The sequence below is a fragment of the Vreelandella piezotolerans genome (assembly GCF_012427705.1).
GTDB classification, from domain to species: Bacteria; Pseudomonadota; Gammaproteobacteria; order Pseudomonadales; family Halomonadaceae; genus Vreelandella; species Vreelandella piezotolerans.
The window spans coordinates 2048628-2075119 of record NZ_CP048602.1; the positions used below are offsets into that span (position 1 = coordinate 2048628).

The 26492-nt window shown below is 52.1% G+C and carries 23 protein-coding genes and 1 pseudogene; 9 read left to right on the forward strand and 15 right to left on the reverse strand.

The window, feature by feature from the left end; all coding sequences use genetic code 11:
- Window positions 1-5: 5 nt before the first annotated feature.
- Complete coding sequence (locus tag GYM47_RS09435) at window positions 6-926, reverse strand: metal ABC transporter substrate-binding protein (RefSeq protein ID WP_058577761.1); 921 nt, start codon at window positions 924-926, stop codon at window positions 6-8.
- Window positions 927-1079: 153 nt separating this feature from the next.
- Here GYM47_RS09435 and mntR point away from each other — a divergent pair, with 153 nt between their 5' ends.
- On the forward strand, window positions 1080-1559 hold the full coding sequence (gene mntR, locus GYM47_RS09440; protein WP_139527368.1) for a manganese-binding transcriptional regulator MntR: 480 nt from the start codon (window positions 1080-1082) through the stop codon (window positions 1557-1559).
- Between the two features lie 19 nt (window positions 1560-1578).
- Here mntR and GYM47_RS09445 read toward each other — a convergent pair whose 3' ends face one another.
- The 4 genes from GYM47_RS09445 to GYM47_RS09460 all read right to left on the reverse strand — a co-directional run bounded on the left by GYM47_RS09445 (window position 1579) and on the right by GYM47_RS09460 (window position 4560).
- Window positions 1579-2256 (reverse strand): RES family NAD+ phosphorylase, encoded by a 678-nt coding sequence (locus GYM47_RS09445; protein ID WP_231125614.1) that lies wholly within the window; start codon window positions 2254-2256, stop codon window positions 1579-1581.
- A gap of 11 nt (window positions 2257-2267) precedes the next feature.
- Complete coding sequence (locus GYM47_RS09450; RefSeq protein ID WP_153843390.1) at window positions 2268-2666, reverse strand: antitoxin Xre-like helix-turn-helix domain-containing protein; 399 nt, start codon at window positions 2664-2666, stop codon at window positions 2268-2270.
- Window positions 2667-2759: 93 nt separating this feature from the next.
- Complete coding sequence (locus tag GYM47_RS09455; RefSeq protein ID WP_153843391.1) at window positions 2760-3542, reverse strand: DUF3750 domain-containing protein; 783 nt, start codon at window positions 3540-3542, stop codon at window positions 2760-2762.
- 58 nt (window positions 3543-3600) lie between these two features.
- Window positions 3601-4560, reverse strand: coding sequence for an AraC family transcriptional regulator (locus GYM47_RS09460; protein ID WP_153843392.1), 960 nt, complete (start codon window positions 4558-4560; stop codon window positions 3601-3603).
- A gap of 544 nt (window positions 4561-5104) precedes the next feature.
- Here GYM47_RS09460 and GYM47_RS09465 point away from each other — a divergent pair.
- From GYM47_RS09465 to GYM47_RS09475, 3 genes and pseudogenes are all read left to right on the forward strand, one after another.
- The gene (locus tag GYM47_RS09465; protein WP_231125615.1) at window positions 5105-6160 is read left to right on the forward strand and encodes an efflux RND transporter periplasmic adaptor subunit; all 1056 of its coding nucleotides are present in this window, start codon (window positions 5105-5107) and stop codon (window positions 6158-6160) included.
- A 6-nt stretch (window positions 6161-6166) separates the two neighbouring features.
- Window positions 6167-9358 carry an efflux RND transporter permease subunit gene (locus tag GYM47_RS09470; RefSeq protein WP_153843394.1) on the forward strand — a complete coding sequence of 1064 codons (3192 nt, stop codon included), beginning with the start codon at window positions 6167-6169 and terminating at the stop codon, window positions 9356-9358.
- A gap of 372 nt (window positions 9359-9730) precedes the next feature.
- Window positions 9731-10158 (forward strand): annotated as a pseudogene (locus GYM47_RS09475) (IS30 family transposase); the annotation flags it as partial.
- A gap of 601 nt (window positions 10159-10759) precedes the next feature.
- On the opposite strand, the gene GYM47_RS09480 reads toward GYM47_RS09475, so the two are convergent.
- From GYM47_RS09480 to GYM47_RS09505, 6 genes are all read right to left on the reverse strand, one after another.
- The gene (locus GYM47_RS09480; protein ID WP_153844212.1) at window positions 10760-11704 is read right to left on the reverse strand and encodes an IS5 family transposase; all 945 of its coding nucleotides are present in this window, start codon (window positions 11702-11704) and stop codon (window positions 10760-10762) included.
- 72 nt (window positions 11705-11776) lie between these two features.
- Window positions 11777-12385 carry a type I-F CRISPR-associated endoribonuclease Cas6/Csy4 gene (gene cas6f / locus GYM47_RS09485; protein WP_153844171.1) on the reverse strand — a complete coding sequence of 203 codons (609 nt, stop codon included), beginning with the start codon at window positions 12383-12385 and terminating at the stop codon, window positions 11777-11779.
- Window positions 12382-13428, reverse strand: coding sequence for a type I-F CRISPR-associated protein Csy3 (gene csy3 / locus GYM47_RS09490; RefSeq protein ID WP_231125678.1), 1047 nt, complete (start codon window positions 13426-13428; stop codon window positions 12382-12384). The genes cas6f and csy3 overlap by 4 nt, the downstream gene beginning before the upstream one ends.
- A gap of 13 nt (window positions 13429-13441) precedes the next feature.
- A complete protein-coding gene (locus tag GYM47_RS09495) occupies window positions 13442-15502 on the reverse strand; it encodes a type I-F CRISPR-associated protein Csy2 (RefSeq protein WP_153844169.1) in 2061 nt (686 codons plus the stop codon).
- Window positions 15503-15506: 4 nt separating this feature from the next.
- Window positions 15507-16745 carry a TniQ family protein gene (locus tag GYM47_RS09500; protein ID WP_153844168.1) on the reverse strand — a complete coding sequence of 413 codons (1239 nt, stop codon included), beginning with the start codon at window positions 16743-16745 and terminating at the stop codon, window positions 15507-15509.
- A 228-nt stretch (window positions 16746-16973) separates the two neighbouring features.
- The gene (locus GYM47_RS09505) at window positions 16974-17318 is read right to left on the reverse strand and encodes a hypothetical protein (protein WP_153844167.1); all 345 of its coding nucleotides are present in this window, start codon (window positions 17316-17318) and stop codon (window positions 16974-16976) included.
- 1000 nt (window positions 17319-18318) lie between these two features.
- Here GYM47_RS09505 and GYM47_RS09510 point away from each other — a divergent pair.
- From GYM47_RS09510 to GYM47_RS09530, 5 genes are all read left to right on the forward strand, one after another.
- Entirely contained in the window at window positions 18319-18999 is a 681-nt protein-coding gene (locus GYM47_RS09510) for a TnsA endonuclease N-terminal domain-containing protein (RefSeq protein WP_153844166.1), read from the forward strand.
- Complete coding sequence (locus GYM47_RS09515; protein WP_153844165.1) at window positions 18992-20920, forward strand: Mu transposase C-terminal domain-containing protein; 1929 nt, start codon at window positions 18992-18994, stop codon at window positions 20918-20920. The genes GYM47_RS09510 and GYM47_RS09515 overlap by 8 nt, the downstream gene beginning before the upstream one ends.
- A 65-nt stretch (window positions 20921-20985) precedes the next feature.
- The gene (locus tag GYM47_RS09520) at window positions 20986-21801 is read left to right on the forward strand and encodes a TniB family NTP-binding protein (protein ID WP_231125677.1); all 816 of its coding nucleotides are present in this window, start codon (window positions 20986-20988) and stop codon (window positions 21799-21801) included.
- A complete protein-coding gene (locus tag GYM47_RS18580) occupies window positions 21801-22187 on the forward strand; it encodes a TniQ family protein (RefSeq protein WP_168444448.1) in 387 nt (128 codons plus the stop codon). Before GYM47_RS09520 ends, GYM47_RS18580 begins: the two co-directional genes overlap by 1 nt.
- 1352 nt (window positions 22188-23539) lie before the next feature.
- Window positions 23540-24304: a hypothetical protein gene (locus GYM47_RS09530; protein WP_231125676.1), complete on the forward strand. Its 765-nt coding sequence runs from the start codon at window positions 23540-23542 to the stop codon at window positions 24302-24304.
- Window positions 24305-24434: 130 nt separating this feature from the next.
- On the opposite strand, the gene GYM47_RS18350 is transcribed toward GYM47_RS09530, so the two are convergent.
- From GYM47_RS18350 to GYM47_RS09545, 4 genes are read right to left on the reverse strand one after another with little or no spacing between them, the layout of a single operon-like run.
- A complete protein-coding gene (locus GYM47_RS18350) occupies window positions 24435-24734 on the reverse strand; it encodes a hypothetical protein (protein WP_231125675.1) in 300 nt (99 codons plus the stop codon).
- Window positions 24735-24776: 42 nt separating this feature from the next.
- A complete protein-coding gene (locus tag GYM47_RS18355) occupies window positions 24777-25250 on the reverse strand; it encodes a hypothetical protein (RefSeq protein ID WP_231125674.1) in 474 nt (157 codons plus the stop codon).
- 15 nt (window positions 25251-25265) lie between these two features.
- A complete protein-coding gene (locus GYM47_RS09540; protein ID WP_194928599.1) occupies window positions 25266-26000 on the reverse strand; it encodes a HupE/UreJ family protein in 735 nt (244 codons plus the stop codon).
- Window positions 26001-26055: 55 nt separating this feature from the next.
- The gene (locus GYM47_RS09545) at window positions 26056-26376 is read right to left on the reverse strand and encodes a hypothetical protein (RefSeq protein ID WP_153844162.1); all 321 of its coding nucleotides are present in this window, start codon (window positions 26374-26376) and stop codon (window positions 26056-26058) included.
- Window positions 26377-26492: the final 116 nt, after the last annotated feature.

Below are 26492 nucleotides of genomic sequence, written 5' to 3' on the forward strand. Positions count from 1 at the left end.
GTGATTTACTCGCTAGCCAAGTAGCGACGCAGCAAGGCAACGTTATGACGCTGCATGGCAAAGTAGTCGGCAGCCTCCCCGTCAGGCTCACTCAACGAGTCGACATACAGCGGCCCGGCAACGGGCAGCCCCGTATCACGTGCGATACTGGTCACATGGCGGTCAGAAATCGTGCTTTCCCAAAACAGTGCCGCCGGTTGACGCTCGTTGATTCGATCGATGACCCGCATCAACTGACGCGGAGAGCCCTCTGTTTCGGCATTGGTCCCCCAAATGCCGTCGTGCTCGAACCGATACGCGTCGGCGAAGTAGAGAAAGGCTGCTTCACTGGAGAGCAGCACGCGGCGCTCTTCGGGAATGGCTTCGAGCGTTTCTTGGAGCTCGACATGTAGGTCGTGCAGTTGCGCTTCCAGTGCCGCTGCACGCTGCTGAATCGCATCGGCTTGATGGGGCAGGCTATCCTCCAACGTGTTGGCAATGGCTTGCACATAGGCACTGGCAGCCCGCGGGTCCATCCACAGGTGTGGGTCCACGTCGCCTTCCATCTCACCGGTGACGATCGTTTGCGTCGGGTAACCCGACGCCTCTGCCACGGCGATCATAGGTATGTCATCGTTGACCGTCGCCGATACTTGGCGCATCCACTGCTCGAGCTGATAGCCGTTATAAAAAACGATGTCGGCGTCCTCGAGCGCAGCAAAATTATCTGGGGTGAGCTCCCACTCGTGCACTTCGGCGTTGATCGGTGTCAGCACCGTGACGTTCGCATCATCGCCGGCCACTTTCTTCACCAAGTCGCCAAGAACTGAAAACGTCACGGCAATCTCGATGGGCGGGTTTTGCAACTCATCGGCCTGAGCACTGGTCACAACGCCACACCAGGCGAACGGCACGCTCAAGGCTGCTAGCAAGTATGGTTTAGCCACTGGATCTCTCCTCTGTGCTAGGCTCGTGTTACAGATAACTTTAGCTCAACAAAAAAGCAATGTGCAAACAGTTTAGCCTTGGCTAACAATTATCTTCAAAAATGCGCTACCATCGCCAATTAACGTTTCCACTAACTTTGATAACCTTTGCCAATGAGTGATCACCAACAGCGGCGCACCTCACCCCCCTCTGGACACAGTGGTGATGCACTACCGCCTGTGGAACAGCACGCCCAGCAATACGAAGCCGTGCGCAATGCCCACGAAACGGAGCTCATCGAAGACTACGTCGAATTGATTGGCGACCTGATTCGTCATCGCGGTGAGGCGCGCGCGGCCGACATTGCTAACCGAATGGCCGTTAGTCAAGCGACGGTATCGAAAATGATCCGTCGATTGAACGAGTTAGGTCTGGTGACCAGCAAGCCATATCGCTCGCTGTTTTTGACCGACGAAGGTCAAAAAATGGCGGAAACGTCTCGTGCTCGTCACGATATCGTGCTGCATTTCTTGCGAGCGTTAGGCGTGGACGACAGCACTGCCCGCATCGACGCAGAAGGCATGGAACACCATGTCAGCGATGAGACGCTCACGATCATGCAGCGCTTTACTGACCAGCAGCAAAATAACTGAACCTCTTTTCCGCACGCCGCTATGGCTGGGTGACACGTAGATGATTCACCTGGGTGATGGCGCCGCTCCAGATCATCTCCAAATGGGTGGTCTGGATGATGTCCGTCACATGACGCGGCGTCATGAGCGCCCAACAGTGGGCACCGGGTCGACGGACCGAGCGGTAACGGAGACCGTTTAGCGTACGTCGGACGTCTGTACCGAAGGGCTGAGACGCCGTGTAATGATCGGGGGCGTAGACAAGATGATCGCTCGGCAGCGTCAGCGCATCGCCTATCGATACCTCCTTGAAGACGCCTCTCAACCCCCGAAAAACGAACCGCTCATAGCGAAGACCTGGCACGCGCCGCCAGTACGTTTGCTGATGATGTTTGACCTCCGCAATCGCAGTCTCCAGCGTATCGGCAAAATACAGCACGCCAAAACTGCCATCGCTGAAACGTGACCCTTCGGGATTGATGTGCGTAAAGGGCGCCACGGCATACGAGCAGCCACGAATACCGAAAGGAATCTGGTCGAGCGGCAGCAGCGCCAAGTCCCCCACCTCGTTTTGCAACCGCGGGTTGGTGAGCGACTGAAGCGCATGGAGAGCGGCGAACTCGTCAGGGCCTGCCACGTCATCGAACAAATCGATGGGCGGGAATTTACTGTTCACCAACCGATAGCCGGTGACGTCATGGGCTGGCAGTACGGGCAAATCAGCCGCCTTTACCACTGCCCACCCCGCAGGCTGTCGATGCGTTTATAGGTTTCGTAAAGCGCGGCAAAGTCCCCCGTGCCCATAATGGCCAGCGGTGTGCGACCATTGAAAAAGGGGTTGTGATTGACCATGTTCACGAACCCATACAGGTTGTCCGGGTTATCGAAGATCATACGCAGTGCCGCGTGGATGTTCAGCACATAGCTGATACGCGTAAGCTGGTCACTATCTAACTTGATCGCTGCCAGATCGCCGCGCCGAGCACGAGCGTAGGTACTGTGAGAGACGCGCAGAATCGCCTCGCCTTGCTCTCCAGAGGCTCGCCACTTCTCGAGAATACGTACCGCGGCTTTCAACCCCACCGCAGCCGCTGACTTATCATGGGCAAACTCTTGCGGTGTTTGCATGGCTCTTCCCAGCTTAATGTCTACAAACACCATTTTAGAACAAAAGTGCCTAGAAAGACATGTGCACGTCTACTCAAGACTGGCAACGCCATATCACTGCGCTGACGACGATGCGTTACTGCTTCCCGCCACCTTGGCAGGCATACCCAGTCGACCAATGCCAGGCAGTTTGAGAGCGGGGCGCATAATATCGATACCGACACTCATGCCCAGCAGGTTGAGCTCGATGCCCTCCTCCAGCGCTAGCATGATGCCCAACACGCCTCCCAGCGAGAGCTGATACCCCGTCCCGCTGGGCACACGGGCGACGACGCCATTGAACAGATAGTCTTTCCCCACGGCGGTCGTGGGTAGCGCCACATCGAAACCATCGACCTCGCGGATCACCCAAGCAATGAAGCTGTTGCTATTGGGTCCTGGCCAAACTCGGTACAGATCGGCTTGCGGATAGCGCGCTACGGCGTCTTGTATATGGGGGATCAAATCGGCAGCCGCCGCGCCGCGATAGTCAGCAAGCAGCTCAGGCGGGTGTCCAAACCAGGCTCGGTCAGGCGTATCGATGGAGGAGACGACCGTTGGGCGTCGCCAGCTCAACACTTGATGCAGTTGATACTCCCGCGCCCCCTCTGCTTTGGTCGCAATCCAAATATGCACACCAAAGGCGCCGCGCCAGCTATAGGCACGGGCCGCATAGACCTGTACGACAGCATCTTGGACGCGATCCGGAGAGGGGGCCAACCCTGCAGACGAACGATCGAGATTCGACCAGTGCCCATCGGTAATGACCTGTTGACTGGCCAATATCCACACCGGGCCTGCCAGCAATAAGACCAACAAGGCCGTCATGGCAGCCAGCCAGCGCAGTACGGTTTTCATGAAACTATCCAGATGAGAGAGGGAAATCCACTGCAGCAACTACCCATGACGCTATTGTTCAGGCGGGCTGCGACTCTGCGTATGCCCCTCGCAAATGGCTGACGTCGGCGCGTGGTGGTGCGCCAAACATGCGGCTATATTCGCGGCTGAAGTGGGAAGGGCTTTCATAGCCTACCCGGTAGCTTGCAGTGGCTGCCTCGAGCCCCTCCGCCAGCATCAGCCGTCGCGCCTCGTGTAGACGCAGCTTCTTTTGGAACTGCAGGGGCGACATGCGTGTCACTTGACGAAAGCTATGATAAAGCGTCGATTCGCTCATGTTAACGGTCGCTGCCAATTCGTGGATCTTAAGCGGCTGGGCATAGTGCTCTTTAAGCGTGTCAATCACTTGCGCAATCCGATTAGCCTGGGAGTCTGAGGCAGCAAACCGACGCATGTGCGGGCCCATGGCACCCGTTAATGCTCGGTAGATTAACTCTCGTCGCGCTAGCGGCGAAAGCACCTGAATATCTTCCGGTGAGTCGAGTAGACTTAACAAACGATAGAGCGCGCCCTGCATCAGGGGATCCATGTACGCCGACGTTAACCCGCAGTCCATCTCAGGACAGATAGCATCACGCCCCCCATTTGGAGCCCTATCCCCTAACTCTAGTATTAGTCCCGCCACCTCCTGGGGGTCCACCGAGACCTTTACTGCTAGGAAAGGTTTTTCTGGTGAAGCATGGTCAATCCTGCCCACCACCGGTAAATGAACGGCGCTCGCCATGTAGCTGGGGCCGGTGTAGATGATCTCCTTGTCACCCAGCAATACGGTTTTGCTGCCCTGAATAACGAAGCACAGGCACGGCTCATAGACGGCACAGTGAAAACTACTAGGGGCATCAGTGCGCACCAGTTGGACTTCGGCAATCGCCGTGTCTTGAAGGGCTTCCAGCGGCGACCAACGGCGGACGACCTGGCTCAATTGCGGTAACAAGCTGTCGCTGCACTGGGCAATCTGTTCGGGCGCGATAACGGTCACGGGATTTCCTCCTTAATAATTTGCAGTATATGCCCTCTCCTGAAGAACCGAAGGCTTTTCGGTTGGTTTTGCAGAATTAGGCAAGTACACCGTCGAAACCGACAATTCGCACTCAGTGTCATCAGGTTGTCATCTTTCCTTTGCACCGAGACACGTCGTTATTTCGCCTCCACCGGCTTCTTTGTGCTTTCACTCACTGCGACAGAATTAGGCAATCTTTCCGCAGGAACCTGATACCTCTCACGATCCCCGATCCCCTATGTTAGCTCGTATCCAATCAGTGCTTAGGGTCTCTGGTCGAATCTGGCGCTACTGAACCAACGACATGACTGCCAACGTGCCCTCCAAAAGCATAACGAAAGCCGCTACTGGTTGCCGGTAGCCAAGGGAGCAAACCCTCATGAGAAGTTTTTCTCGAAGAGTCCGCCTTGAACGTAGTCGGGCTGTCATACCGTTTTTACTCATCATGGTCTTACTCGCTGGATGCGAGGCTCAGAGCGATGAGGCAGCCGCACCCTCGCAGCCGCCACCCGAAGTTGACGTAGTGGAAGTAGTGACTCAGCCGATGGTGTTGAGCGAGTCATTCACTGGGCGGGTAGAAGCCGCCGAAACGGTGGAGTTGAGAGCTCGGGTTAGCGGCTATATCCAAGAGGTGGCCTTTGTAGAGGGCGACCTGGTCGAACAGGGAGAGTTACTGTTTCTCATCGATCCACGTCCCTACCAAGCCCGCGTGAGCGCGGCCCAAGCGGATCTTGCACAAGCCAGGAGCCAATTGGCTCAGGCCAGCAGCGAGGCCGAGCGTGCCAGGGTGTTACTGGGGCGTCAGGCCATTTCCCAAGAGGTGCATGATCAGCGCCAATCGGCTCTGAATAATAACCGCGCTATGGTGGCTGCTGCCGAAGCTGCGCTGCAGACCGCCGAGCTTGACCTCGCGTATACACGCATAACGGCTCCGATTAGTGGACGCATCGGACGGGCGATGGTAACTCGCGGCAACCTAGCCAATGCCGATCAGAGCCTGTTGACCACGCTGGTGAGTATTGATCCGGTACACGTTTACTTTGATGCAGACGAGCAAGCTGCATTTGCCAGCCGTGCACTATTAAGCAATGAGGTGTCGAATCACTTGGCCATCGAACTGGGCGGCGACCCGCAACGGCAGTACACGGGCACCCTAGACTTTATCGACAATCGCTTAAATCCCAGTACGGGCACCTTACAATTCCGGGCGGTGCTGGCCAATCCAGATGGCCGCATTCGGCCTGGAGAGTTTGCAAGGGTCGAAATGCCGGTTGCTCGCTTAGAGCAAGCCTTACTGATAGACCGTAAGGCAGTGCTGACTAATCAAGATCGCCGCTACGTCTATGTCGTCAATGAGCATAACCTAGCAGAACAGCGACAGGTCACCACAGGAAGGGAGGTAGCAGAACGTACCGTCATCATCGATGGGCTTCAAGCAGGTGATCGAGTGATCGTCAATGGTGTACAAAAAGTGTTCTTCCCCGGTATGGAAGTGAGCCCAAAAAGCGTAGCGACCGCACCGGTGGCTAACATCCGTGCTTCCAATGAGCCACCCGCCATTGCGGCCAGGGAAGAGTAAATCGCCATGAATTTCTCCCGTTTTTTCGTGGACCGTCCGATTTTTGCGGCCGTGCTATCGATCATCATTCTGGCGGTGGGGCTGATCTCCATTCCCAATCTACCGATAAGCGAGTACCCGGATGTCGTGCCGCCCTCAGTGGTGGTGAGAACCGTTTACCCCGGTGCCAATCCGCAGGAGATTGCCGAGACCGTAGCGACGCCGTTGGAGGAAGCCATCAATGGCGTTGAGGACATGATGTACCTCAAGTCTGTTGCAGGCTCTGATGGCGTACTGCAAATGACCGTCACCTTCCGTCCCGGCACCGATGCTGAACAGGCGGCGGTTCGCGTGCAGAACCGCGTTAGCCAGGCAGAGGCTAGGTTGCCGGAAGCCGTACGTCGTCAAGGCGTCACTACCCAGAAACAATCGCCAACGTTTTTGATGGTCGTTCACCTAACCTCACCTAGCGGTGAGTACGACACCCTTTATCTGCGCAACTATGTTCGACTGAATGTACGCGACCGACTCGCCCGGCTCGAAGGGATAGGGGATGCGCAAATCTTCGGTGGCGGAGATTACGCCATGCGCGCATGGCTGGATCCAGACCGAATAGCCGCCCGAGGCCTGACGGCTAGCGATGTCGTTGGGGCCATGCGCGAGCAGAACGTGCAGGTCTCTGCCGGGCAGTTGGGCGCCGAACCCATCGCGAATAGCGATTTTCTCACTCTGATCAACGCCCGCGGGCGGTTGGAAACGGTGGAAGAGTTTGGTGACATCGTACTTAGTCGTGGTGACAACGGCGAAATACTGAGGCTGGCGGATGTGGCCCGGCTGGAAATGGGTGCCGGGGACTATACGCTGCGCTCGCAGCTAGACGGCAATAACGCGGTAGGAGTGGGTATATTCCAGGCACCGGGTGCCAATGCGCTGGAGATTCGCGAGCAGGTGATTGCCACCATGGAGGAGCTGTCCGAGCAGTTCCCTGAAGGTGTCGAGTACGAAGCCGTCTACGACACCACGATCTTTGTGAATGATTCTATAAAGTCGGTGATCGCCACCCTACTGGAAGCCGTGCTGCTGGTGGTGCTGGTCGTCACGCTGTTCTTGCAAACATGGCGAGCTTCTATCATTCCATTGCTGGCGGTACCGGTCTCGGTGATCGGCACCTTTGGCGCGCTCTACCTGCTGGGCTACTCCATCAACACGCTGACACTGTTTGGCCTGGTGTTGGCCATCGGTATCGTGGTGGACGACGCCATCGTGGTGGTGGAAAACGTCGAGCGCAATATCGAAGAGGGCTTAAAGCCACAGGCAGCCGCTCATCAGGCCATGCGGGAAGTCTCTGGCCCTATCATTGCCGTAGGCCTGGTACTGTGCGCAGTGTTTATCCCCATGGCTTTCCTGTCCGGGGTGACCGGTCAGTTCTATCGACAGTTCGCGGTGACGATTGCCATCTCCACGGTGATCTCCACCATCAACTCCCTGACGCTCTCTCCCGCGCTGGCGGCGATGCTACTCAAGCCCCATAACGCGCCCAAAGATCGCCTCACCCGTGTGATAGACACCCTGTTCGACTGGATTTTCCGTCCTTTCAACCGTTTCTTTAATGCCAGCTCCAACAAGTACCAGAGCGGCGTGGCCCGCTCCCTAAAGCATCGTGGCGCGGTGTTCGTAATTTACGCCCTACTGCTGTTGGGCACCGGCGTGATGTTCAAAGCAGTGCCTTCTGGCTTCATTCCAGTGCAAGACAAGCTTTACCTGATTGCTGGTGTCATCTTGCCGGAAGGGGCGTCGCTGGAGCGAACCGACGAGATGCTTCAGGACGTGGTGGATATTGCCATGGAGACCGAAGGCGTGGAGCACGCCATTGCCTTTCCCGGCCTGAACGCGCTGCAGTTCACCAACACCTCCAACACCGGGGTGGCCTTTCTTACCCTCAGCGCCTTTGATGAGCGCAGCCTTAGCGCCGCAGAGATAAACGCCCACATCAACCAGGGCATTGGTGGTTTGAAAGAGGGGTTTGCATTTTCTTTCATGCCACCACCGATTCTTGGCTTGGGCAATGGATCGGGGTTCCAACTATTCATTGAGGATCGCGGCAATCTTGGCTACGGGGCGCTGCAGCAGGCGGTCAATCAACTCCAGGGCGCGATTGCGCAAACACCGGGGATGGGCTTTCCGATCAGCAGCTATCAATCCAACGTACCGCAGTTGGATGCCGAGGTGGACCGGCTGAGAGCCAAGGCCCAGGGCGTGCCGTTGACCGAGCTGTTCGACACCCTGCAGACCTATCTGGGTTCGACCTATGTAAATGACTTTAATCGTTTCGGTCGTACCTGGCAGGTAATCGCCCAGGCAGACGCTCCTTACCGCACCAGCGTGGAAGATATTGCCCGACTGCGTACCCGTAATGATCAGGGAGAAATGGTGCCTATCGGTACGATGGTGGATATCAGGCAAACCTTCGGCCCGGATCCGGTGTTGCGTTACAACGGCTACCCAGCGGCGGACTTGGCCGGCGAATTTGATCCCCGCGACCTCTCCTCTGCCCAAGCAATGGAGACTATTAACGCCCTGGCGGAAGAAGTGTTACCACCAGGCATGGCGCTTGAATGGACCGACTTGAGTTACCAGCAATCCACCCAGGGTAATGCGGCGATGATCGTCTTCCCGCTGTCGATCCTACTGGTATTTTTGGTGTTGGCCGCGCTTTACGAGAGTTGGACGCTACCACTCGCCGTCATTCTGATTGTACCCATGTCGATGCTGGCCGCGCTGATCGGCGTATGGTTTGGCAGTGGCGATAACAACGTCTTCGTGCAGGTAGGGCTGGTCGTGCTGATTGGCCTGGCGTGTAAAAACGCCATACTGATCGTGGAATTCGCCCGCGAGCTGGAACTGCAGGGCAAGAGCATCGTGGAAGCCGCCCTGGAAGCCTGCCGACTACGGTTGCGGCCGATCATCATGACCTCGATTGCTTTCACGGCAGCAGTTTTACCGTCGGTGATCGCTACCGGCGCAGGCGCCGAGGTACGCGCAGCACTTGGCACGGCGGTGTTTGCGGGCATGATCGGCGTCACTCTGTTTGGCCTGTTCTTGACACCGGTGTTTTACGTGTCACTGCGTAAACTCTCGGGATCGCGCCCGCTCGTCAGCCATCACGGCGCTTCGTTGGGTGGCCCCGCCCTTCCCTCCAACCAACTCCACACGGAGTGATAACGAGGGTTGCCAATCAGCACATGCCAAGAGCGAGGGTGCTTTCCAGAAGCGCCCTCGCCATTCCATGACTGGCACTTTTACCGGACAGATGACATTGCCCACATTCCGACGATGCGATCATGAGCAATCAGTAGACTTAACAGGCGGTAAAGAATTAGGACGAAGGGTAATTGTCTGGAAAGTAGAACTCAGAAATGTCGTTTCCACTTCAATCTGACATAACTAGAACCAAAAAACAGCCACTTACATCAGGAATTCCACCGCAAAATGACATAACTTTTCCACTTTTAAATGACATAAAATAAAACGATCGTTTGCTCTGGTAGCAAAATAACGTCATAAAAAAACATCCTGATAAACAGCTCTTGCACCTTGGCAGAGCTTAGTAGTAGCTATCTGATCCTCGCAAAAATGGACGACGCCACCGAAACATCCGCCGTAACAGGCTTTAGTGCTGCTCTGAACCGAATGCCAGCCACCGCTCGAAAAAGCATGACCTATGATCAGGGGCGTGAAATGGCACACCATGTAAAAATTACTCAAGAAACCGGCGTTGCGATTTACTTTTGTGATCCCCATAGTCCCTGGCAACGGGGGGCCAACTAGAATATCAATGGCCTTATCCGTCAATATTTACCGAAAGGGACCGACCTCTCAGTGCATAGCCAGGAAGAGCTGACGTCATTGCTTTGGAGCTGAATATGCGGCCTCGCAAACGCTTTGAGTTTAAATGTCCGATAGAAGTGATGAGCGAGCTGATGTCGAAGTACCATGAAAGCCCATCAACCATCCAATGAGTGTGTTGCACTCAGAGTCTGCATCCGCCCAGGTTCGGCGTCTACTCCTCGCTATGGAGTGTGGCGGTGTGGCGTGAAGGTGGGTGTTCATCATTACCCCGGCTGGTGCTCTAAGGGCAAACCAGCTCATCTTCACCGATAGACTTTACATAGCACCACAAAAAACCCTCCAAGAAATCTTGGAGGGTTTAGAACCAATACTGCCTTGCGGCGGTGTGTATCATTACCGTTGCTGGCTTCCAGTCCTAATATCAGCTGCCTATTCGGCGGTTCACACGTTCCAGAGCACCAGGGGCATCTTCAGTCATTTTTCAGCTGCCTATTCGGCGGTTCACTAGACCTAGCTAGCAGTTTAAATATAGACATCAACAAGATAAGTACATAATGCTAAGAATACCCTTTTTGGTGTATTTCAGGTAAGCCATTGATAAGTATAATAATATATTTTCTGACAATATTTAGGGAAGGTCTGAATAACTGCCGATATTCATCAACGCTTACTTGAGCCGACAAAAAATCGAAAATTCAGACACTCTTCTCCCTTTCTTTGTGTATTTTTGCTCCTTTCCCGCTCATTGAGCGGGAAAGGAGCGCAATCGCCCTATTCCCATAGGTATTTCTCACTGATCAGCAGGTTGCTGAACGCCGCCAGCAAGTGCAGGCGCTGAGTGTTTTTGGCCAGTCCACGATAGCGAGCCTTGCCATAACCAAAAACTTGTTTGATGTACCGAAAGGGGTGCTCCACCTTGGCACGGATACTGGCTTTGATGTTTTCGACTTTCTGTCGCCTGGCATCTAGCTTCTTGCGTGTGCCAGGCCGTTTGGCAATATACCAAGAGATATCGTTGCGGTGCTTGTGCTCGTCGCGTTTTTGAATACCCAGGTAACCGGCATCACCGAAGACGCGTTGCTCTTCACCGTGAAGGAGCTTATCGGCAGGCACAATGTCATGGACATTGGCAGCCGTGGTCTCGATGCTGTGAATCAACCCAAGCTTATCGTCGACACCTATATGCATTTTCATGCCAAAGTGCCAAGAGCTACCTTTTTTAGTCTGGTGCATTTCCGGATCGCGCTCGCCTTTTTTGTTTTTGGTGGAACTAGGCGCAGAGATGATAGTGGCATCGACAATGCTCCCTTCGCGCAGCATCAGGCCATTTTTCTCTAGGTGGTTGTTCACTTCCTGGAACAGCACCTTGCCAAGGCCGTGATGTTCCAGAAAATGGCGAAACTTGAGAATCGTGGTTTCGTCCGGCAATCGGTCTAGTTTCAAACCGGCGAATTGGCGCATGGACTCGATCTCGTAGAGGGCGTCTTCCATGGCCGGATCGCTCAGGTTGTAAAACAACTGCATGCAATGGACGCGGAGCATGGCAGACAACGGATACGGAGGCCGCCCGCTCTCGCCCTTGGGGTAATAACGGGCTATCTTCTTCTCCAGCTGCGTCCAGGGGATCAGCTTGTCCATCCGCTCCAGAAAGAGTTCGCGGCGAGTCTTTCTCTTCTTGTTCTGGTACTCGGCTTCGGAGAAGGTGATTTGATCCATGGCAGCACTGAAACCTATGCAGTTGACGATAGCCGTATTATCACTGATGGCAGTGACTTTTTCAGAGCTTCCTTAGGTAATCTGCTTAAGGTTTGGCACAGAACCAGGGTATGCATGCTGTGTAGCAAGCCCGTAACTATTGTAGCTATCACACTTGCTTTCTTCGCCAAGTGTTTCAAGCTGCACATAAAGCGGGAAGCGTTGGCCTGACGAGTGGCTATCAATAGGAATTACGTGGCAGTGATCTACGAAACGATCTGATACGGCACTACTAGGCATGAATGTCTCGCCACGTTTTTCAGCCCGAATTTTGCTGCGGATCAGCCTTCTCTTAATTTCTCCCGGAAAAGATTTAGCAACATGCTGGTTTCTAATAAACCTCACTTCCTCTAATGTCTCTGGAACCATTTTAATATCACTAACGTCAATAAATTCTTCGTCCGCCATATTCTTAAAATAGCGCGCTGATGAAAAATAAGACAAAGCGTTAAAATCTTTGCTCACGAAAGCGATTGACCCCCCTACTGTATCCGTAGCCCATGATGGAAACGAAATACCAATGCCGGAACTCGTTATTTCAGAGCCGCTTATAAACCCATGTAAGCAAGCAATACACCTCCCTGCTAAAAATGCGTGATTGGCTGAAGGCATTAGATATTTTATGTAAAAAAAGTATCTCATTTTTCACCCTTCTTTATTCCTTTTTGAAACATACCACCCTTCACTAGGACTGACATCACGTAGTGTGCATTAGGGCTGGCCTGCCTAGTTTTAATCATTCCCTCTGTGATACTTATAATTTCGTTTAACAGCGAGTAAAAATCTTTCTTCGTAACTGGTTCACGCATAGCTAAAACCCGACTACGATCTGCACCGTATTCACTCACCCTCAAAGGGTATTCAGCCACTTCATCTAGCCACCAGTCATCAATTTTTTGAATTGCCGCTCCGATTTTATAAGCACCAAAGCTAACTGCTTGACGACCGTCGTTCATTGTACTTTTCATAAACTGCCTAGCCGCAATTTTGTTGCCTCTACCATCTTTCTCTACAAATAATTGACTGGGAAAAATTTCTTGGCAAAATTCTGTTTTTATTTTGGCAGTTACATCTGCAAAAAGAAATTTTTGTGGATAAGAGAGCGACTCTTCAAGTTCAATCGCAAGCCCTTCCAATGATTTAAGGTCATCTCCTTCCCAAGAAGACCCCCACTCTTTATACTGTGCATCTTTAACATTATAGTTTTTTAAATTTGATGTAGAAACCTCAACAGCTATGCCTCTTGCAACTTTATTTCTCCAAAGCCATTCAGCTGAAAGAATATTTTTAGCATATCGGGTTGCTAACTCGCGGTATCCGCCCAGATATCGATAAGCATCAGAGAATTCTTTTAACACTTTTGTCGCTTCTGCATTATCACAGATATTTGGTTCTAAGCTGTTTGCAATGATGCGTAAAGAAAAACGACAATACAACGTATCGACTAATGGTGGTACATAACACGTTTCGAGCATTATAGGATTGGAAAAGCCCAAATCGCTCGTTTCTTTAGCACGCGCAGTCCCGGATGCCATATAACCATCGCTAAACGTTGCCTTGGGGCCACGAAACCGCGTCACTTCCGCTTGCAACGGCTCAAATTCGCTCGATTCTGTCCGGTAATAAAAAACCGCCTTGCCCGGATTGAGAGAGCGCTCATAGCTAAGATGCCCGAACGAATTCATAATTTTGATCTGCCTATGCTTTTTTCATCAGCATAGTCAAGTTCTGGCTTTTCAACCTCCAAAAAGCATTCTGCAGAAAGTGCGCTGTACCATTGAGCCTGACGCTTGCCGGTGACAACGTCTCTGTTAAACCTACCAAAGGCTCAGCATAAGCATGGAGCTCCCTGTGTGAACCAGACCGATAGCATGGTTCTTCAAGCAACTGATAGCCACTCATAGCAGGTAAATGATTGGGATGCTTGGACAGCCATGCCACCAAGCTGTCGATGCTTTGCACCTGTTTTTCTGAGTCAACAACCCAACGACCTTCGTCCGGAAGAAGCGATATGGCTGCCAATAAACTGTTCGCATCTCCATGTAGCTGGCACCACTGCAACTCTTCATAAAGTGGCGGGGGCTGCATAGTCCCCCCAGCGAACCTCCCAGGGAACGCAGACTGCAACATAGGCAATTCGTCATTTTCAAGCGGGATATCATGCCCATCCTCTAGTCGATAACGAATAACTAAATCCATACGCAAATCGCAAAAGCGCATATCGATGAGACCTGGCCGCTTGGGAGCCTCACCTAGCTTCGTTGGTGTCAGATAAGGGGCAGGTATCTTGGCACCCGAGGAGGACTCATACTGCCGCAAAAACCAGGCAACTCCTTCAAAGGCAATGTTCCGTTTAAGGATGCTTCGTAAGCGTAGCTGGTAATTATAGACGGTTCCCCATACTGCCAGCAGTGAAGGCAAGCCCACTAGATAGGGACAAGATAACGCCTGTGCATCAAATACATGTAGGTTTTTTAAGTGAAGGTAATGACATGGCTCTTCAGCCATGGGTTCATCTTCTTTGATTTTCATCCCAATCAACAAGGACTTAAGCTGAGCCTTGAAAGGAATTAATAGCTCCGGATGATAAGCAAAGTGTTGCGTTTGGGGATACCTCACTAAAATACTGTGTAATTCTTTATTAACCTCAGGTAGGATTTCAAGTAAATCCTCGTCAGGAGCAGAAATCAAAAGGCATGCTGAATTGTTCTCCCGTTCTAAAAGCACTTCTCCTCCTACACTTCTCCAGTAGCTAACTGGGGATAGCCATTCAGATAAAGACTGCCTCAGCAAATTAACAGCAGAACGCCTATAATCTCGCCTCTTCTTTCCGGTCAACAAGTTTTTACTTTCAACAATTTCATTACATGCCAGGATAAACGATTTACTTCTTAAAGAACTGTGATGGAAGTCAACAAAAAAAACTCCAGAAGAATTTTCATTTCCTTTACTTTGGCTACAGGCTAATAATCGAGGGGAATAACTTAGAGCAGAGACATTACCTCCAAGCGAGGATGCTAAGCCTCCAACACTTGAAGAGTGCCAATGTTTTATTGTTGCAAAATTCCCACATTTATTACGTCGAGCAATTTGAATATCGGCCAATAATGAATGTGATGTGACAGGTGTAATACTGACATCCTTGCCTTGATAAAGAAAGGTAACTTGTACTGAGTGCCTATCCACATAAGAGGGCAATAAATTTTTAGTGAAATAACTATCGAAAAGCGACTGAAGGAAAGTCCATTGATCATCAGACATACCAATATTCATGAATTCTTTACGCCATTGCTTGTCATTATTTAAAATAATAGTGGCCAAACAGCAAACTACACCCTTAAATATAAAATTAGCTCCAAAAAGCTTTGCTTTATTCACAGCTGCTGAGTTGTGTGACCAGTCCAAACGACTCACGCTATTATATGAAGAAACAACTCTGCCCGAGGGCTTTAAAGCCTTTACCAACAATCTCTGATGTGCAACACGTGTATCAGGATGCTTTAGATTGTGTGAGTGCAGCCACTGTATTTCCTGCGCACAACTTTCCATATGCTGCCAATCTTTGAGTGTTTCAATTGCTCTTTTTTTATTCAACAAATCGGGGGCGTACTGACGCTTATGCGATAAGTTAAGCAGCACCAGAATAGCGACGCTAACATCTTCAGAAACCTCTATCAGCGGCGTATAGGGAGCAAAAGCTTTACGAATTGCTTCTGAGCGGTTTGGCTCATCCAATTCCAACAACGTACTTAACGACATGACGTTACCACGCTGGTAAATAATTATTATAGCTGCTTGTCTCAACCGGCATTCGTGACTGACGCAACTCCATGATTTCTCTTAAGTAAAATACTCCTATACCGCTCACTAGCTTTTCATGTGATTTAAATTTGATCGCGCATTTGAGATACCCTTCTTCATATAGACGGTATGCTTGCTCATACGACGTGCCAAGCAAAATCGCGGCTTCCGGCATACTGATGAGCAGATCTGCGACGTTTGGCACACGTGATTGCGGATTCTGATCAACCAATCGTGCTAAAAAATTCTCCAATGGCGTCAAGACGAAATCGCTTTCTGGATAAGCCTTCAACAGCAGACGCGAAATGCCGACAATGTTGCCAAAAACATCGTGAAATGAGGTTTTATTATAATCACATACTAATTTATCGCCTGAGAGCGCCGCTTGCTGCTCTAGTTCCTGTGTAAACACTTCAGGCCAATGCGTGAAATACTCGATAGCCCGCTCAATCGTAAGAGTGGAAACCTGATCACTAGCGTCTAGCGTTTTATGTATGTATAGCTGGTACCACAGCAAGCACGCTAGTCTCAAACTGATGGGTCGGATATCTAATAGTGGGTGCCTGGAAGGCGAATGCTCCCCTACTACCAGGCGACTCGCGATAAGCTGCCATTCTTCTGCTGGCTCCGTGCCAGCATTTCGAAGATCAAATCCGCAGCGGCAAGTATGCAAACATTCAGAATGGGTGTAATTTAATTTTTCTTCGCATTTGGGACACTCATGTAACATCTGTTTGCTATGATTAATACAAGCTTCGTAGGGCATCCAGTGCCATTCTTGCCGAATATAGTTTGCTTCAGTGAGGCAATCCGGGCAGACAGGTATCCCCTTTTGGCGAACTAACGCTCGGGGTACATGGCTACCTGCATTAAAAAGGCTACTGTAGCGTGAACAAAATTTCTCACTGGAATGCATAACTGCCAAGTGCAGTAGCGGAAGTTTTTCATTATCTGTTAGCGACTCCACTAGCTTGAGCGCTCTGATGCGTCGACTACTACTCTGAGCCGCGTGATAAACATTTAAACGGCTCAACTCTACTGGGAACGCCCCTGCCGCTTCATGATCATGCAGTTGCAGCCAGTCTTTTATCGCTCTACTAAGCTGCTGATAGTATTCGAAAAAATTCTCTTGCGATAGACGGAGCATGTAGCTCTCAAGTGACTCGTTAATGAAAGGTCTTGGGCGGACAAGCAATTTCATAGCAACCACCTGCTAAGATATCCTTATCAAACGTATAGCAGCTATCCACCATAAAGCATAAATTTTTTTCTAAAAAATATTGGCTTATAGAGCTCATCGCGCCTTCTTAATGATCAAAGGTTTAGCTGTCATGTCAGCGCCGCTCACGACTACCCGTTGTCACTACCATCGAATGAGCACACCTGGTCAAACAACACAAAAGCCTTGGGCTTATGCCTAGCCTAGAGATTAGATGAGCTTAAACGGCTCAATATCTCGAAAAATGCCTGTTTTGGTCATGTCACGACGCAGCGTAAACGCTTCTACGGCTGCGACGGGGTCGACCTGTTTCAGCTGCTCGAAGTGGATACGGTTCCACTGTTGTCGTGTGGCACTGAGCGATTTTGGGGTCAGTTTGAGCGCCTTGGCGAGCATCGTCCATTCTCGATCCGGCATCTCATCGTCAGATGGCAGGTCAATATCCAGCGCTATCGTGGTGTCGTCGCTTCCTAGATCAAAGTCAATCACCGTATCCCGGGGCCAGTCGATCTCCTCCTGTCGATCCTGAAGCGTAATATCATCACGCTGCCTCAAGCACGCCCTGCTCTTCGAGCTGCTGTCGGGCAAGCTCGTGGTATCAAAATCGGCTTTGCGGTGCTCCCAGTGACGATAGTCGTCGTTAAAATGTTTATGCTGACATGCATTATCGGCATCGTGTTGACGGCGTGCCGGTGGCCATAGCGTTTTTCACCATTGAAGAGGCACGGGCGTAGGCGGTGTGGAAGCAGGCTCAGTAAAATAGTGTGGTACATAGCCACAGAACTGAGGGGAAGGAATATCGTCGCTCGCATGGCGACTAAGCCAGAACACATCTTGATTGTTGAAAGATGTCCCATTTTCAAAGAGATAGCACACGTTGCCGTCTTTATTAGCTGATTGATGAAATCCCAGAGACTCTACTGATCTACATCCGCGTTCAAGTGTTGTAAGCTCAAAATGAGAATTGTTATAGCATAGGGTCTATAATTGCCTATGATTAAGGCTGACTACTCAAACGCGAAAATTTAAGGATTTACTAATGAGCAACACCTTGCAGTTTTGGTTAGGCATATCCCCTATTTTAATTATCATGATAAGCACTGTCATGGCTGGTGCATACGTAGTGTATGCTCGAAAAAGCAGAAAATTGTAAAAGCATCATAAAAAATCATCGCTTTTCACGTACCTAAATAGAAACGTCCTTTTGACTAAATGCATCCAACAACCAATACATAAGAGTTACTATTTAAATTGCAGCAGCGTTTTTAAAAAATACAATCTGAGAAACCCATGATCTTTAAAGATAAAAATAAGATCCTGCAATAGTTACAAAAATCACAATAAAGATTTTAGCCCCACTCAAACTGAACCCAGTGCAAATCTCGAAAGCAGCTATTAGCCTCTAAAAAAGACTAATGTCATTTTCAGCAATTAATGCGACCCTCAGCGCGTAATATCGGGCTATTATGGTAGTCTGTACAGGATTGAGTGCGACAGAATTACTAGAAATTGCTGCGACAGGCTACGTTTTATTCAATATTTGGTGCGACTGCCCATGCCATTGCCTACATCCGTTCGTAAAATTGGCCCTACCCGACGAAGTGTGTCTGGCTACTATGCCTTTCGCGGGGAGGAGTCTATTGCGTTCGAGTCGACGCTCGAACGTGATTTCCTCATCAAGGCTGACTTTGATGTGAGCGTCCTTGGTGTGATTTCCCAGCCGTGCGAGATCCCGTTTCATCATCCAGTGACCGGTAGGCGTTACACCTACACGCCGGATTATTTGGTTTATTACCGTCTCGGTAACCGTCATTACAAGGACTACCCGAAACCTCTCCTGGTGGAGGTCAAACCACGGGAAAAGTGGCAAGCACATTGGCGTGAATGGTCGCCTAAATGGAAGGCGGCGATGCGGCATGCCAGCAACGAGGGGGGGTCGTTTAGCATTCATGACGAGAGCCGCATTCGTGATAAGACCCTGGACAACATCACCTTCTTGGCGCGCTACAAACGAATGGTGTTTCCCTCGGTTGAAAGCCAGGCAGTGCTCAATACGGTGAGGGAGATGGGGGTGGCGACCTTGGATTACCTGCTGTCTCGGCACTTCATGGGCGACATTTATCGGGCAGAGGGGATTGCACACTTATGGCACCTGCTGGCGACTCGGCAACTAGATTGCGATATGGCTCAATCCTTTAGCCCTCTATCAGAGGTGTGGATACCCGATTATGAATAATCATCGTGACATCACAGCTGAACCCAGTAACGGTGTTGCCCAAACACGCCAACACTTGCAAATCACGGTGGGTGAGCAGGTTCAGAAAGATGACACCGTTTACCGAATTTCTCAGGTGCTCGATTTTGAGACGGTCATTGGTATTGCCGTTGAGTCCGGGCGTAGTTGTCCGCTTCGCATCAGTGAATTAACGCCTTTCCATAGCGGACCTGCCCCCCTTGAGCAGGATATGTCTGAGATTGGGGATGCCGATTGGCGGGAGGCTGAGCATCGCCTCTCCATCATTAAGCCCTTGGTGGATCGTCATACCGTAGGGCGAGATGCAGCGGAAGAGCGTGCTAAACAAACGGGGGTGGATACGGCCACGATTTATCGTTGGTTGAAGCGGTACAAGGCGACGGGCTCGGTGCTTGCATTGATTCCTCGAAAGCCAGGATGGAAGAAGGGTAAGTCGCGTATCCCCGCGCATGCCGAGGCGGTCATTCAGGAAGTCATCAAAGAGGTGTACCTGACGCTGCAGCGTCCCTCCGCGCAAAAAGCGGTACAGGAAGTGATGCGGCGTTGCCATGAACGGCGCATCGACCCGCCGAGCCCTGGTACCGTTCGTGCTCGTCTGCGGGATATTCCAGAGCGTGACCGGTTGCGTGGCCATGGCTTTAGAGACAAAGCCATTAACAAGTTCCAGCCAGCGGCTGGGAAGTTTCCCAATGCGGACTACCCGCTAGCGGTCATGCAGATTGACCACACGCCTGCCGATATTATTTTAGTCGATGACGTGCATCGCAAACCGATTGGTCGACCATGGATCACATTGGCCATGGACGTGTGTACCCGTGTGGTCACGGGGTATTACTTATCGTTTGATCCACCCTCTGAAACATCCGTCGGCATGTGTGTGGCTCAATCAATGCTGCCTAAAGATGAATGGCTGCTGCTGCATAACGTGGAGGCTGAGTGGCCGGTATGGGGCACTCCCGCCACGATTCATGTCGATAACGGCCCCGATTTTCGCTCAGAGACGTTTCGGCGCTCATGCCTAGCCTATGGAATCAATCTTGAATTTCGGCCTGTTAAGCAGCCTCGTTACGGTGGCCACATCGAGCGGTTGCTGGGCTCTCTTCTCAAAGAGATCCATAACCTGCCTGGGACGACCTTTTCCTCCATTAAAGAGAAAGAGGGGTACGATCCAGAGAAGCACGCGGCCATGACGAAAAGCGAGTTTGAAGAGTGGCTGGTGACGTTGATTTGTAAGGTTTACCACCAGCGTCTTCATTCTGGGATTGGTATGTCACCGATGCGGAAATGGGAAGTCGGTGTGTTTGGCAATGCCGATGTGCAGGGAGTGGGCTTAGCGCCACGGCCTGCTGATAGACTTTCTGTACTGCTCGATTTTTTGCCCAGCTTTCAGCGCACGATCCAGACTTTTGGTGTGACCATCGATGGCATGAACTATTACGATGAGGCGCTCAGGCCATGGATCAATGCCAAAGATCCAGACACGCCGAACAAGAAACGCACCTTTGTGTTTCGGCGTGACCCTCGTGACATTAGCGTCATTTGGTTCAAAGACCCGGAGCTCGGGCAGTATTTTCGTGTGCCCTTTGCCAATCTCGCTCTCCCCTCAATGAGTGTTTGGGAGCATGCCCAGGCCAAAGCACGCCTTCGCCAGGAAGGCAGGAGTTCGGTCAATGAGTCTGAAATTCTACGCGCTATTAGTGAACTGCGAACCCATGTGGAGGAGTCGCAAGCACGTACCAAGCGAAGTCGCCGTCAGGCACAACGACGTAAAGAACATGAGAAAAAGGTGACGCCTGCTGATCCCCTTTTACATGCGCCCTCAACCGCGGCCCCCAAAGAGTCAACCGCTCAGGCAGACGGTCTCTTGTCGGGTGATATCGATGTGAACTGGGACATATCATGAACACACACCTTCATCCTGATCTTCGTTATGTCTTGGGACTGTCCGCCAAAGAGCGAATGGAGTTTATGGATCAACCTCGATGGTTGGGATATCCATTGGCCAATCGTGTCATCGAGGTCATGCGTGGGCTGATGGAGAAGCCTAGCCGTCCTCGTATGCCTAACCTGTTGCTCGTGGGTGATTCCAACAACGGAAAGACAACCATCGTTCAACGGTTTCGTAAACAGTACGGTGAGGGCTACGTGAATGAAGACGTAGAACCGGTGAAACCCGTGATCGTCACTCAAGCCCCACCGAGTGCCGATGAGAAAAGTCTGTATATTGCAGTGCTAGAGAGCTTTTGGGCTCCCTATCGGCCTTCAGACCCGGTACCCAAGCTACGCTACCAAGTGATTCATCAACTGCGGGCTTGCCATACGCGCCTGTTGATCATTGATGAGTTCCACTCATTGTTAACCGGTGGAGCCGTCAAGCAGCGGGAAACGATGAATGCCATTAAGCTCCTATGCAATGAGTTGATGATTCCCATCGTTGGCGTGGGCACGCAGGATGCCGTGCGGGTGCTGCATTCAGACCCGCAGCATGCGAGTCGCTTTGATGTGGTCGCGTTACCCAAGTGGGAGCTCAATCAGGAGTTTCAGAAGCTGCTCGCTGGCTTTGAGAAGATCCTGCCGCTCAAACACCCCTCCCAGTTACATGAGCCACAATTGGCTACCCAGCTTCACGCGATCTCTGGCGGTAATTTGGGTGACCTTCACCGGCTGCTGATTGAGTGTGCCAATGCCGCTATTCTGTCCGGGGCTGAGCGTATCGATGAGAAAATTATCCAGAGTAAATCGTGGGTGCGACCAACCCGTGGCATTAGGGAAGTGATGCTGTAATGCCCTGGGCGCTGAGTGTGCCCCTGTTGCCTGAGGAGTCCCTTTCCTCATGGTTCGTTCGGGCGGCGTTGAGGCAGGGATGTGATCCTTTGTCGCTCACCGGGGCTATTTGGCCAACATGGCGTATATGGACGAGGGATATTGACAGGGAAATTCCCTTCGTAAGAATGCGCCCATTAGTCAATGCCTCGGGGATCTCTTCTGCTGAGTTTCAGAAGGCGGGGATGCGGGACGATTGTGAGAAAGTGGTCGGTTACTCATTACCGGAAACGCGGACTTGGCCCTGGTTGTTAGCACTCGGCAGCCGAAATCGAACCCGCCATGGAGGACAACAGGTATGCACGTTGTGCTTGGCAGAGGACTCAACCCCCTACTTGCGCCGATAATGGCGATTCGCTTGGCACACTGGGTGCCGCTTTCATGGGGTGCAGCTGATAGATGAGTGCCCAGCATGTAAGGCCCCGATAGAGCCCCATCGCCTGTCAGCGGAAGATCAACATTTAGCTCAGTGCAGCCGGTGTCATGACGATTTTAGAAAGGCGGTGCACACGTCGCATTTACCTGAAGCGTTCAGTTTCCAAGTGATGGCGGATCGTGTTTTAAAAACGGATAACGTGACGTTTAGGCAGGCCTCTATCGCACCCGCCGATTGGTTTTCTATGGTGACCTTCTTTCTTGGCGTTGTACGGCGTGCAAGTCGGCGGCCTTCGTCACCCCTCGGCGATGCGCTTCTGTCATTGGGCGTTTCGGTTACGGATAGCCGGATGCCTTTGTCTGGGTTAGCGTTTGAGCTGTTGCCTGTCAGCGAGCGTCGTGCTTTATTAGCGCGGGTTGAGCGGTTAGTGAGCATAGGCGTTGAGGAAACGTTCAATGCGTTGGTCGCGTTCAATGTGAAAACGAGCGCGCTTCATGATCCCCGAAAGTCACCCCCCGTTGTGCTGTTGCCAATGTTGTCACGATTATCTCATCACCCTCATGGGCCACATCGCCGCCGCGTTCAACCGGATCATCGCCCTACGTCGGAACGTGCTGTTAGAGCCTCTTGGGCGCGTTTAAAACGCAGAATGAAAGCGGAGCCAACCTTTTGAATCAACACCAAACGGTCGGCTGCGATGAGTGTGGCCGGGAAGTCTCCAAGTTGTGGCGACGCCACAAGGGGCATGGTTACTGCTCAACCTGCTATGCCCGGGTGTTTAAGCGACGGATGTGCCCACGATGCGGTGAGTTAGCCCGCCTGCCGAAGAATGACCCAGAAGCCGTCTGTCGCCAGTGTGATGTCGACAAGCCGTGCGCAAGATGTGGAAAAGCCAGCTCAGACTACAACATCGGCAAGGTTACTCCATACGGCCCTGTCTGCAACGCATGTGCTCCCTATTTTCGAGAGCCGGAACCCTGCGAGGCGTGTGGGAGGCCGTCTCAACGTCTTACCCGGGTGACTCGCATGGGTCATGATCATCGCTTATGTCCAAGCTGTGCGACTGCAGACCACGGTACCTGCTCTGCGTGTCGTCGACATCGTTTATTGGTGGTGGTACCCAACGGGGATGCGTTGTGCAAAGCCTGTTATGAGCAAGGTGAGGTTGCCTGCCCATCGTGTGGCCATCCTATGCCAGCGGGTCGAGGCGATGCTTGTGAGCCTTGCTACTGGACGCGGACATGTCGTAAGCGGATCACCATTGGCCAAGCTGGTATCAGTGCCAAAGCGTTAAGTGAGGCATTTGGGGAGTTTGGTGAATGGTTGATTCGCACCACGGGGCCGCATAAGGCTGCCCTCAAGATCAACCATTTCTTATCGTTCTTCCTGGAGCTCGACCAGGCATGGTCACGCATACCAAGCTATACGGAACTGCTCCATCACTTTGGGGCTGAGGGGTTGCGGCGTGTGAGGCTCCCTATGCGCTGGTTGCATGAAGAGAAAGGGGTTGAGCCGGATCATCAGGCCAAGCGCATCAGCTCGGAGAAACGGCGTATTCAGGCGTGCCTCAGTTCCATGCCGTCCGCTTCGTTATCAGAAGGCGTGCTGCAAACCTATTGGCAGCAATTGGAAGCACGTATTGAGGCGGGCAGAACGTCGCATACGTCCGCACGCTTTGCACTAAGCGCAGCAGCCGCATTGTTACTCAATACTGACCGAGAGGGACAGCGGCTACCTAACCAGGGCGATGTGGACAGTTACTTGAGTGCGGTGCCCGGACAAGCAGCCTCGGTGACGGGGTTTACCAATTTCTTAAATCGCCAACATGCCACCACACTGACCCCTAGGGTGGATGAGAAACGGGCAAGAAAACGGCGAAAAGAAAAGTTGGCTCGCACCATGATGCAAATGGCTAAGTCCGCTGATCAAGGGGAGGAGTGGAAGGAGCGGTGGGTCGTCACTGCCATGGAATACTTTCATGACAAGAAAGTATCTAAAAAAGCACTCCGTCAACAGACCATAGAACATTCAGGAGACGGGGTACGGGTTAGCATGAAGGGTGTGAGCTACTGGCTGCCTATTGCATAAGGGCTCAGATGCCTTATTGATACGTTAACAAGCACCAAAGCACACATAAGTGTAAACCCTGTTGTTTGTCGTTAGATGCGTTATGGGTGTACCGCCCCGGCCTATTGGCCGGGGCGGTTCAGGTGAGATATCAAAGCATTTGCTTCAGTTCCCCATAGTCCCCCCCAACACGCAAGACGATGGTCACGTCGTTGTCATTGCGGTTACGGAAGAACCAGCCGTGATTGCCAGTGAAAGCAGCTTCAAGCTCACCTTCATCTTCGGGCACACCACGGCCTTTCTCGTAGCTAATGGAGTTCCCATTGCCATCACCGTGCGTGTCAAAGTTGACGGGGCCACCTTCGGATACCCAAGCAAACGTCGCCACCGCCCCTTCTTGCATGGTGAGTTTGTACTCCGTGCCTTCTCCTGGCGTCAGGGTAAAGCTCACCTCATCGCTCCACGGGGACGCTTCTTCCGCTTGCGCCGTCTGTTAAGCAGCTTCCTCCGTCGCTAATGCCTCCGCCAGTGCCATGCTGGCATCGGTCATCACCCTGTCAGAATCTTCGAGTGAAGGTGCTACGGGATCACTCGCTGAGGCTGAATTGGCTGTTTGGAGAGCTATCTCTGCCTCGGACGTCGCAGTCTGAGCAACAGCATCGTTTACCGGCGCAGGCTGGCGATCACTGACGATCTCTTGAGATGCCGAGGGTTGAGACGCCTGTTGGGCCATGGCTTGATCGTTGGCCTGGTCAAGCTCGGCTTCCTCAGCCAACTGGGTCTTGATTTCCCCCATCTCAGTCAGCCCCAACAAGCGCCCAGCACCGGTGGGGTCAATGGCATACTCGGCAGGCAGCACGACGGTGATCAGCAAAGCGACAGCAATAACGGCGGCCATCAGCGTAGAGCGAAGTAACTTACCCGTTGACGGTAGTTCGGCACGGGTTGGAAGATCAGTGTTATACATTAGGGACTCCCTCAATTAGGCAATGAAATAGCCGGTCAGTTGATAACCCACCAGCATAAAACCAGCACACATCATGGCGACGTTGGCGGTATACGCGTGGCGTAAGAAGCCCGTCGTGCGTCGCCAGAAGCCCATCACAATGAGAATGGCGCTCAATGCCAGTAGCTGGCCGATCTCTACGCCTACGTTGAATGCCAGGAGGTTAGGGACGAGACCATCAGGCGAGATATCGTATTCAATGATCTTGCTCGACAGGCCAAAGCCGTGAAACAGACCGAACACCAAGGTGGCGACCTTGGTGTTGGGCTGAAAGCCGAACCAGCGCTGATACGCCCCGATGTTATCGAGCGCCTTGTAGACAACGGAGAGTCCGATGATGGCGTCAATTAGGTAGCTATTGATGCCGATATTGAAGTACACCCCTAACAGCATCGTCGTCGAGTGACCGATGGCAAAGAGGCTGACGTAAATAGCGATATGCTGCATTCGGTAGAGGAAAAAGATGACCCCTAGCAAAAACAGTATGTGGTCATACCCCGTTACCATGTGCTTGGCACCGAGATACATAAATGAGATCAAATGAACACCATAGATCTCTTGGATATAGCCCTTGTCACCTTCAGCCACCGCGTGAGCAAGTACCTCACCACTGGCGCCCAGTAGCATTAACAGCAGGGTTAGAAAGGCTAAGGCGTGGCGTCGGGCCATCATAGGCAAGCCGAGCGCACCCCTTACTTGGGATGGAAACATGCAACCTCCACGGGTCTGTCATTAGTCTTGGCCATCGGATGGATGGCCCCAGTCATCAAGCGACGACTGGCCGTGGAGGCCGCTCCAAGCGGTAGACACGACGCAGGGGAAAAGCGTGTCGTTCGCCTAGCCGCAGGGCATGACGGACGTTGGGTGCCAGGGCAATGCTCGCCCCCAACCGATCCGCTTGTTCGTGGAAGTGACTGCCGCTCTCATGAGGGAGCTGGCGACCGTCTTCATGCATGTGGCCATGGGTATGCCCATGGCCGCTTAGATCACTCTTGTGGTCAAACGACGCAACGCTCGCCGCCCCATGGGCTTGCGCCTCGCCGAGGCTGGAGATGACCAGGCTCGGCAAGAACAATAGTAAGAACATAAGGTAGCCAAGACGGTGGCGCAGCCGATGGAGCATGACAAAACAACCAGAGTGAAAGTGATAACCAAGCAACACATGCTGTTTCAGCGCGAGCGTTGGCAGCATGATACCAATAG

What these genes read in the sequence shown, in the direction of transcription:
- mntR (WP_139527368.1), top strand. Translation starts at nt 1,080, where the DNA reads ATGAGTGATCACCAACAGCGGCGCACCTCACCCCCCTCTGGACACAGT.
- GYM47_RS09450 (WP_153843390.1), bottom strand. Translation starts at nt 2,666, where the DNA reads ATGCAAACACCGCAAGAGTTTGCCCATGATAAGTCAGCGGCTGCGGTG.
- GYM47_RS09455 (WP_153843391.1), bottom strand. Translation starts at nt 3,542, where the DNA reads ATGAAAACCGTACTGCGCTGGCTGGCTGCCATGACGGCCTTGTTGGTC.
- GYM47_RS09470 (WP_153843394.1), top strand. Translation starts at nt 6,167, where the DNA reads ATGAATTTCTCCCGTTTTTTCGTGGACCGTCCGATTTTTGCGGCCGTG.
- GYM47_RS09480 (WP_153844212.1), bottom strand. Translation starts at nt 11,704, where the DNA reads ATGGATCAAATCACCTTCTCCGAAGCCGAGTACCAGAACAAGAAGAGA.
- cas6f (WP_153844171.1), bottom strand. Translation starts at nt 12,385, where the DNA reads ATGAGATACTTTTTTTACATAAAATATCTAATGCCTTCAGCCAATCAC.
- csy3 (WP_231125678.1), bottom strand. Translation starts at nt 13,428, where the DNA reads ATGAATTCGTTCGGGCATCTTAGCTATGAGCGCTCTCTCAATCCGGGC.
- GYM47_RS09495 (WP_153844169.1), bottom strand. Translation starts at nt 15,502, where the DNA reads ATGTCGTTAAGTACGTTGTTGGAATTGGATGAGCCAAACCGCTCAGAA.
- GYM47_RS09500 (WP_153844168.1), bottom strand. Translation starts at nt 16,745, where the DNA reads ATGAAATTGCTTGTCCGCCCAAGACCTTTCATTAACGAGTCACTTGAG.
- GYM47_RS09510 (WP_153844166.1), top strand. Translation starts at nt 18,319, where the DNA reads ATGCCATTGCCTACATCCGTTCGTAAAATTGGCCCTACCCGACGAAGT.
- GYM47_RS09515 (WP_153844165.1), top strand. Translation starts at nt 18,992, where the DNA reads ATGAATAATCATCGTGACATCACAGCTGAACCCAGTAACGGTGTTGCC.
- GYM47_RS09520 (WP_231125677.1), top strand. Translation starts at nt 20,986, where the DNA reads ATGGATCAACCTCGATGGTTGGGATATCCATTGGCCAATCGTGTCATC.
- GYM47_RS18580 (WP_168444448.1), top strand. Translation starts at nt 21,801, where the DNA reads ATGCCCTGGGCGCTGAGTGTGCCCCTGTTGCCTGAGGAGTCCCTTTCC.
- GYM47_RS18355 (WP_231125674.1), bottom strand. Translation starts at nt 25,250, where the DNA reads ATGTATAACACTGATCTTCCAACCCGTGCCGAACTACCGTCAACGGGT.
- GYM47_RS09540 (WP_194928599.1), bottom strand. Translation starts at nt 26,000, where the DNA reads ATGTTTCCATCCCAAGTAAGGGGTGCGCTCGGCTTGCCTATGATGGCC.
- GYM47_RS09545 (WP_153844162.1), bottom strand. Translation starts at nt 26,376, where the DNA reads ATGTTCTTACTATTGTTCTTGCCGAGCCTGGTCATCTCCAGCCTCGGC.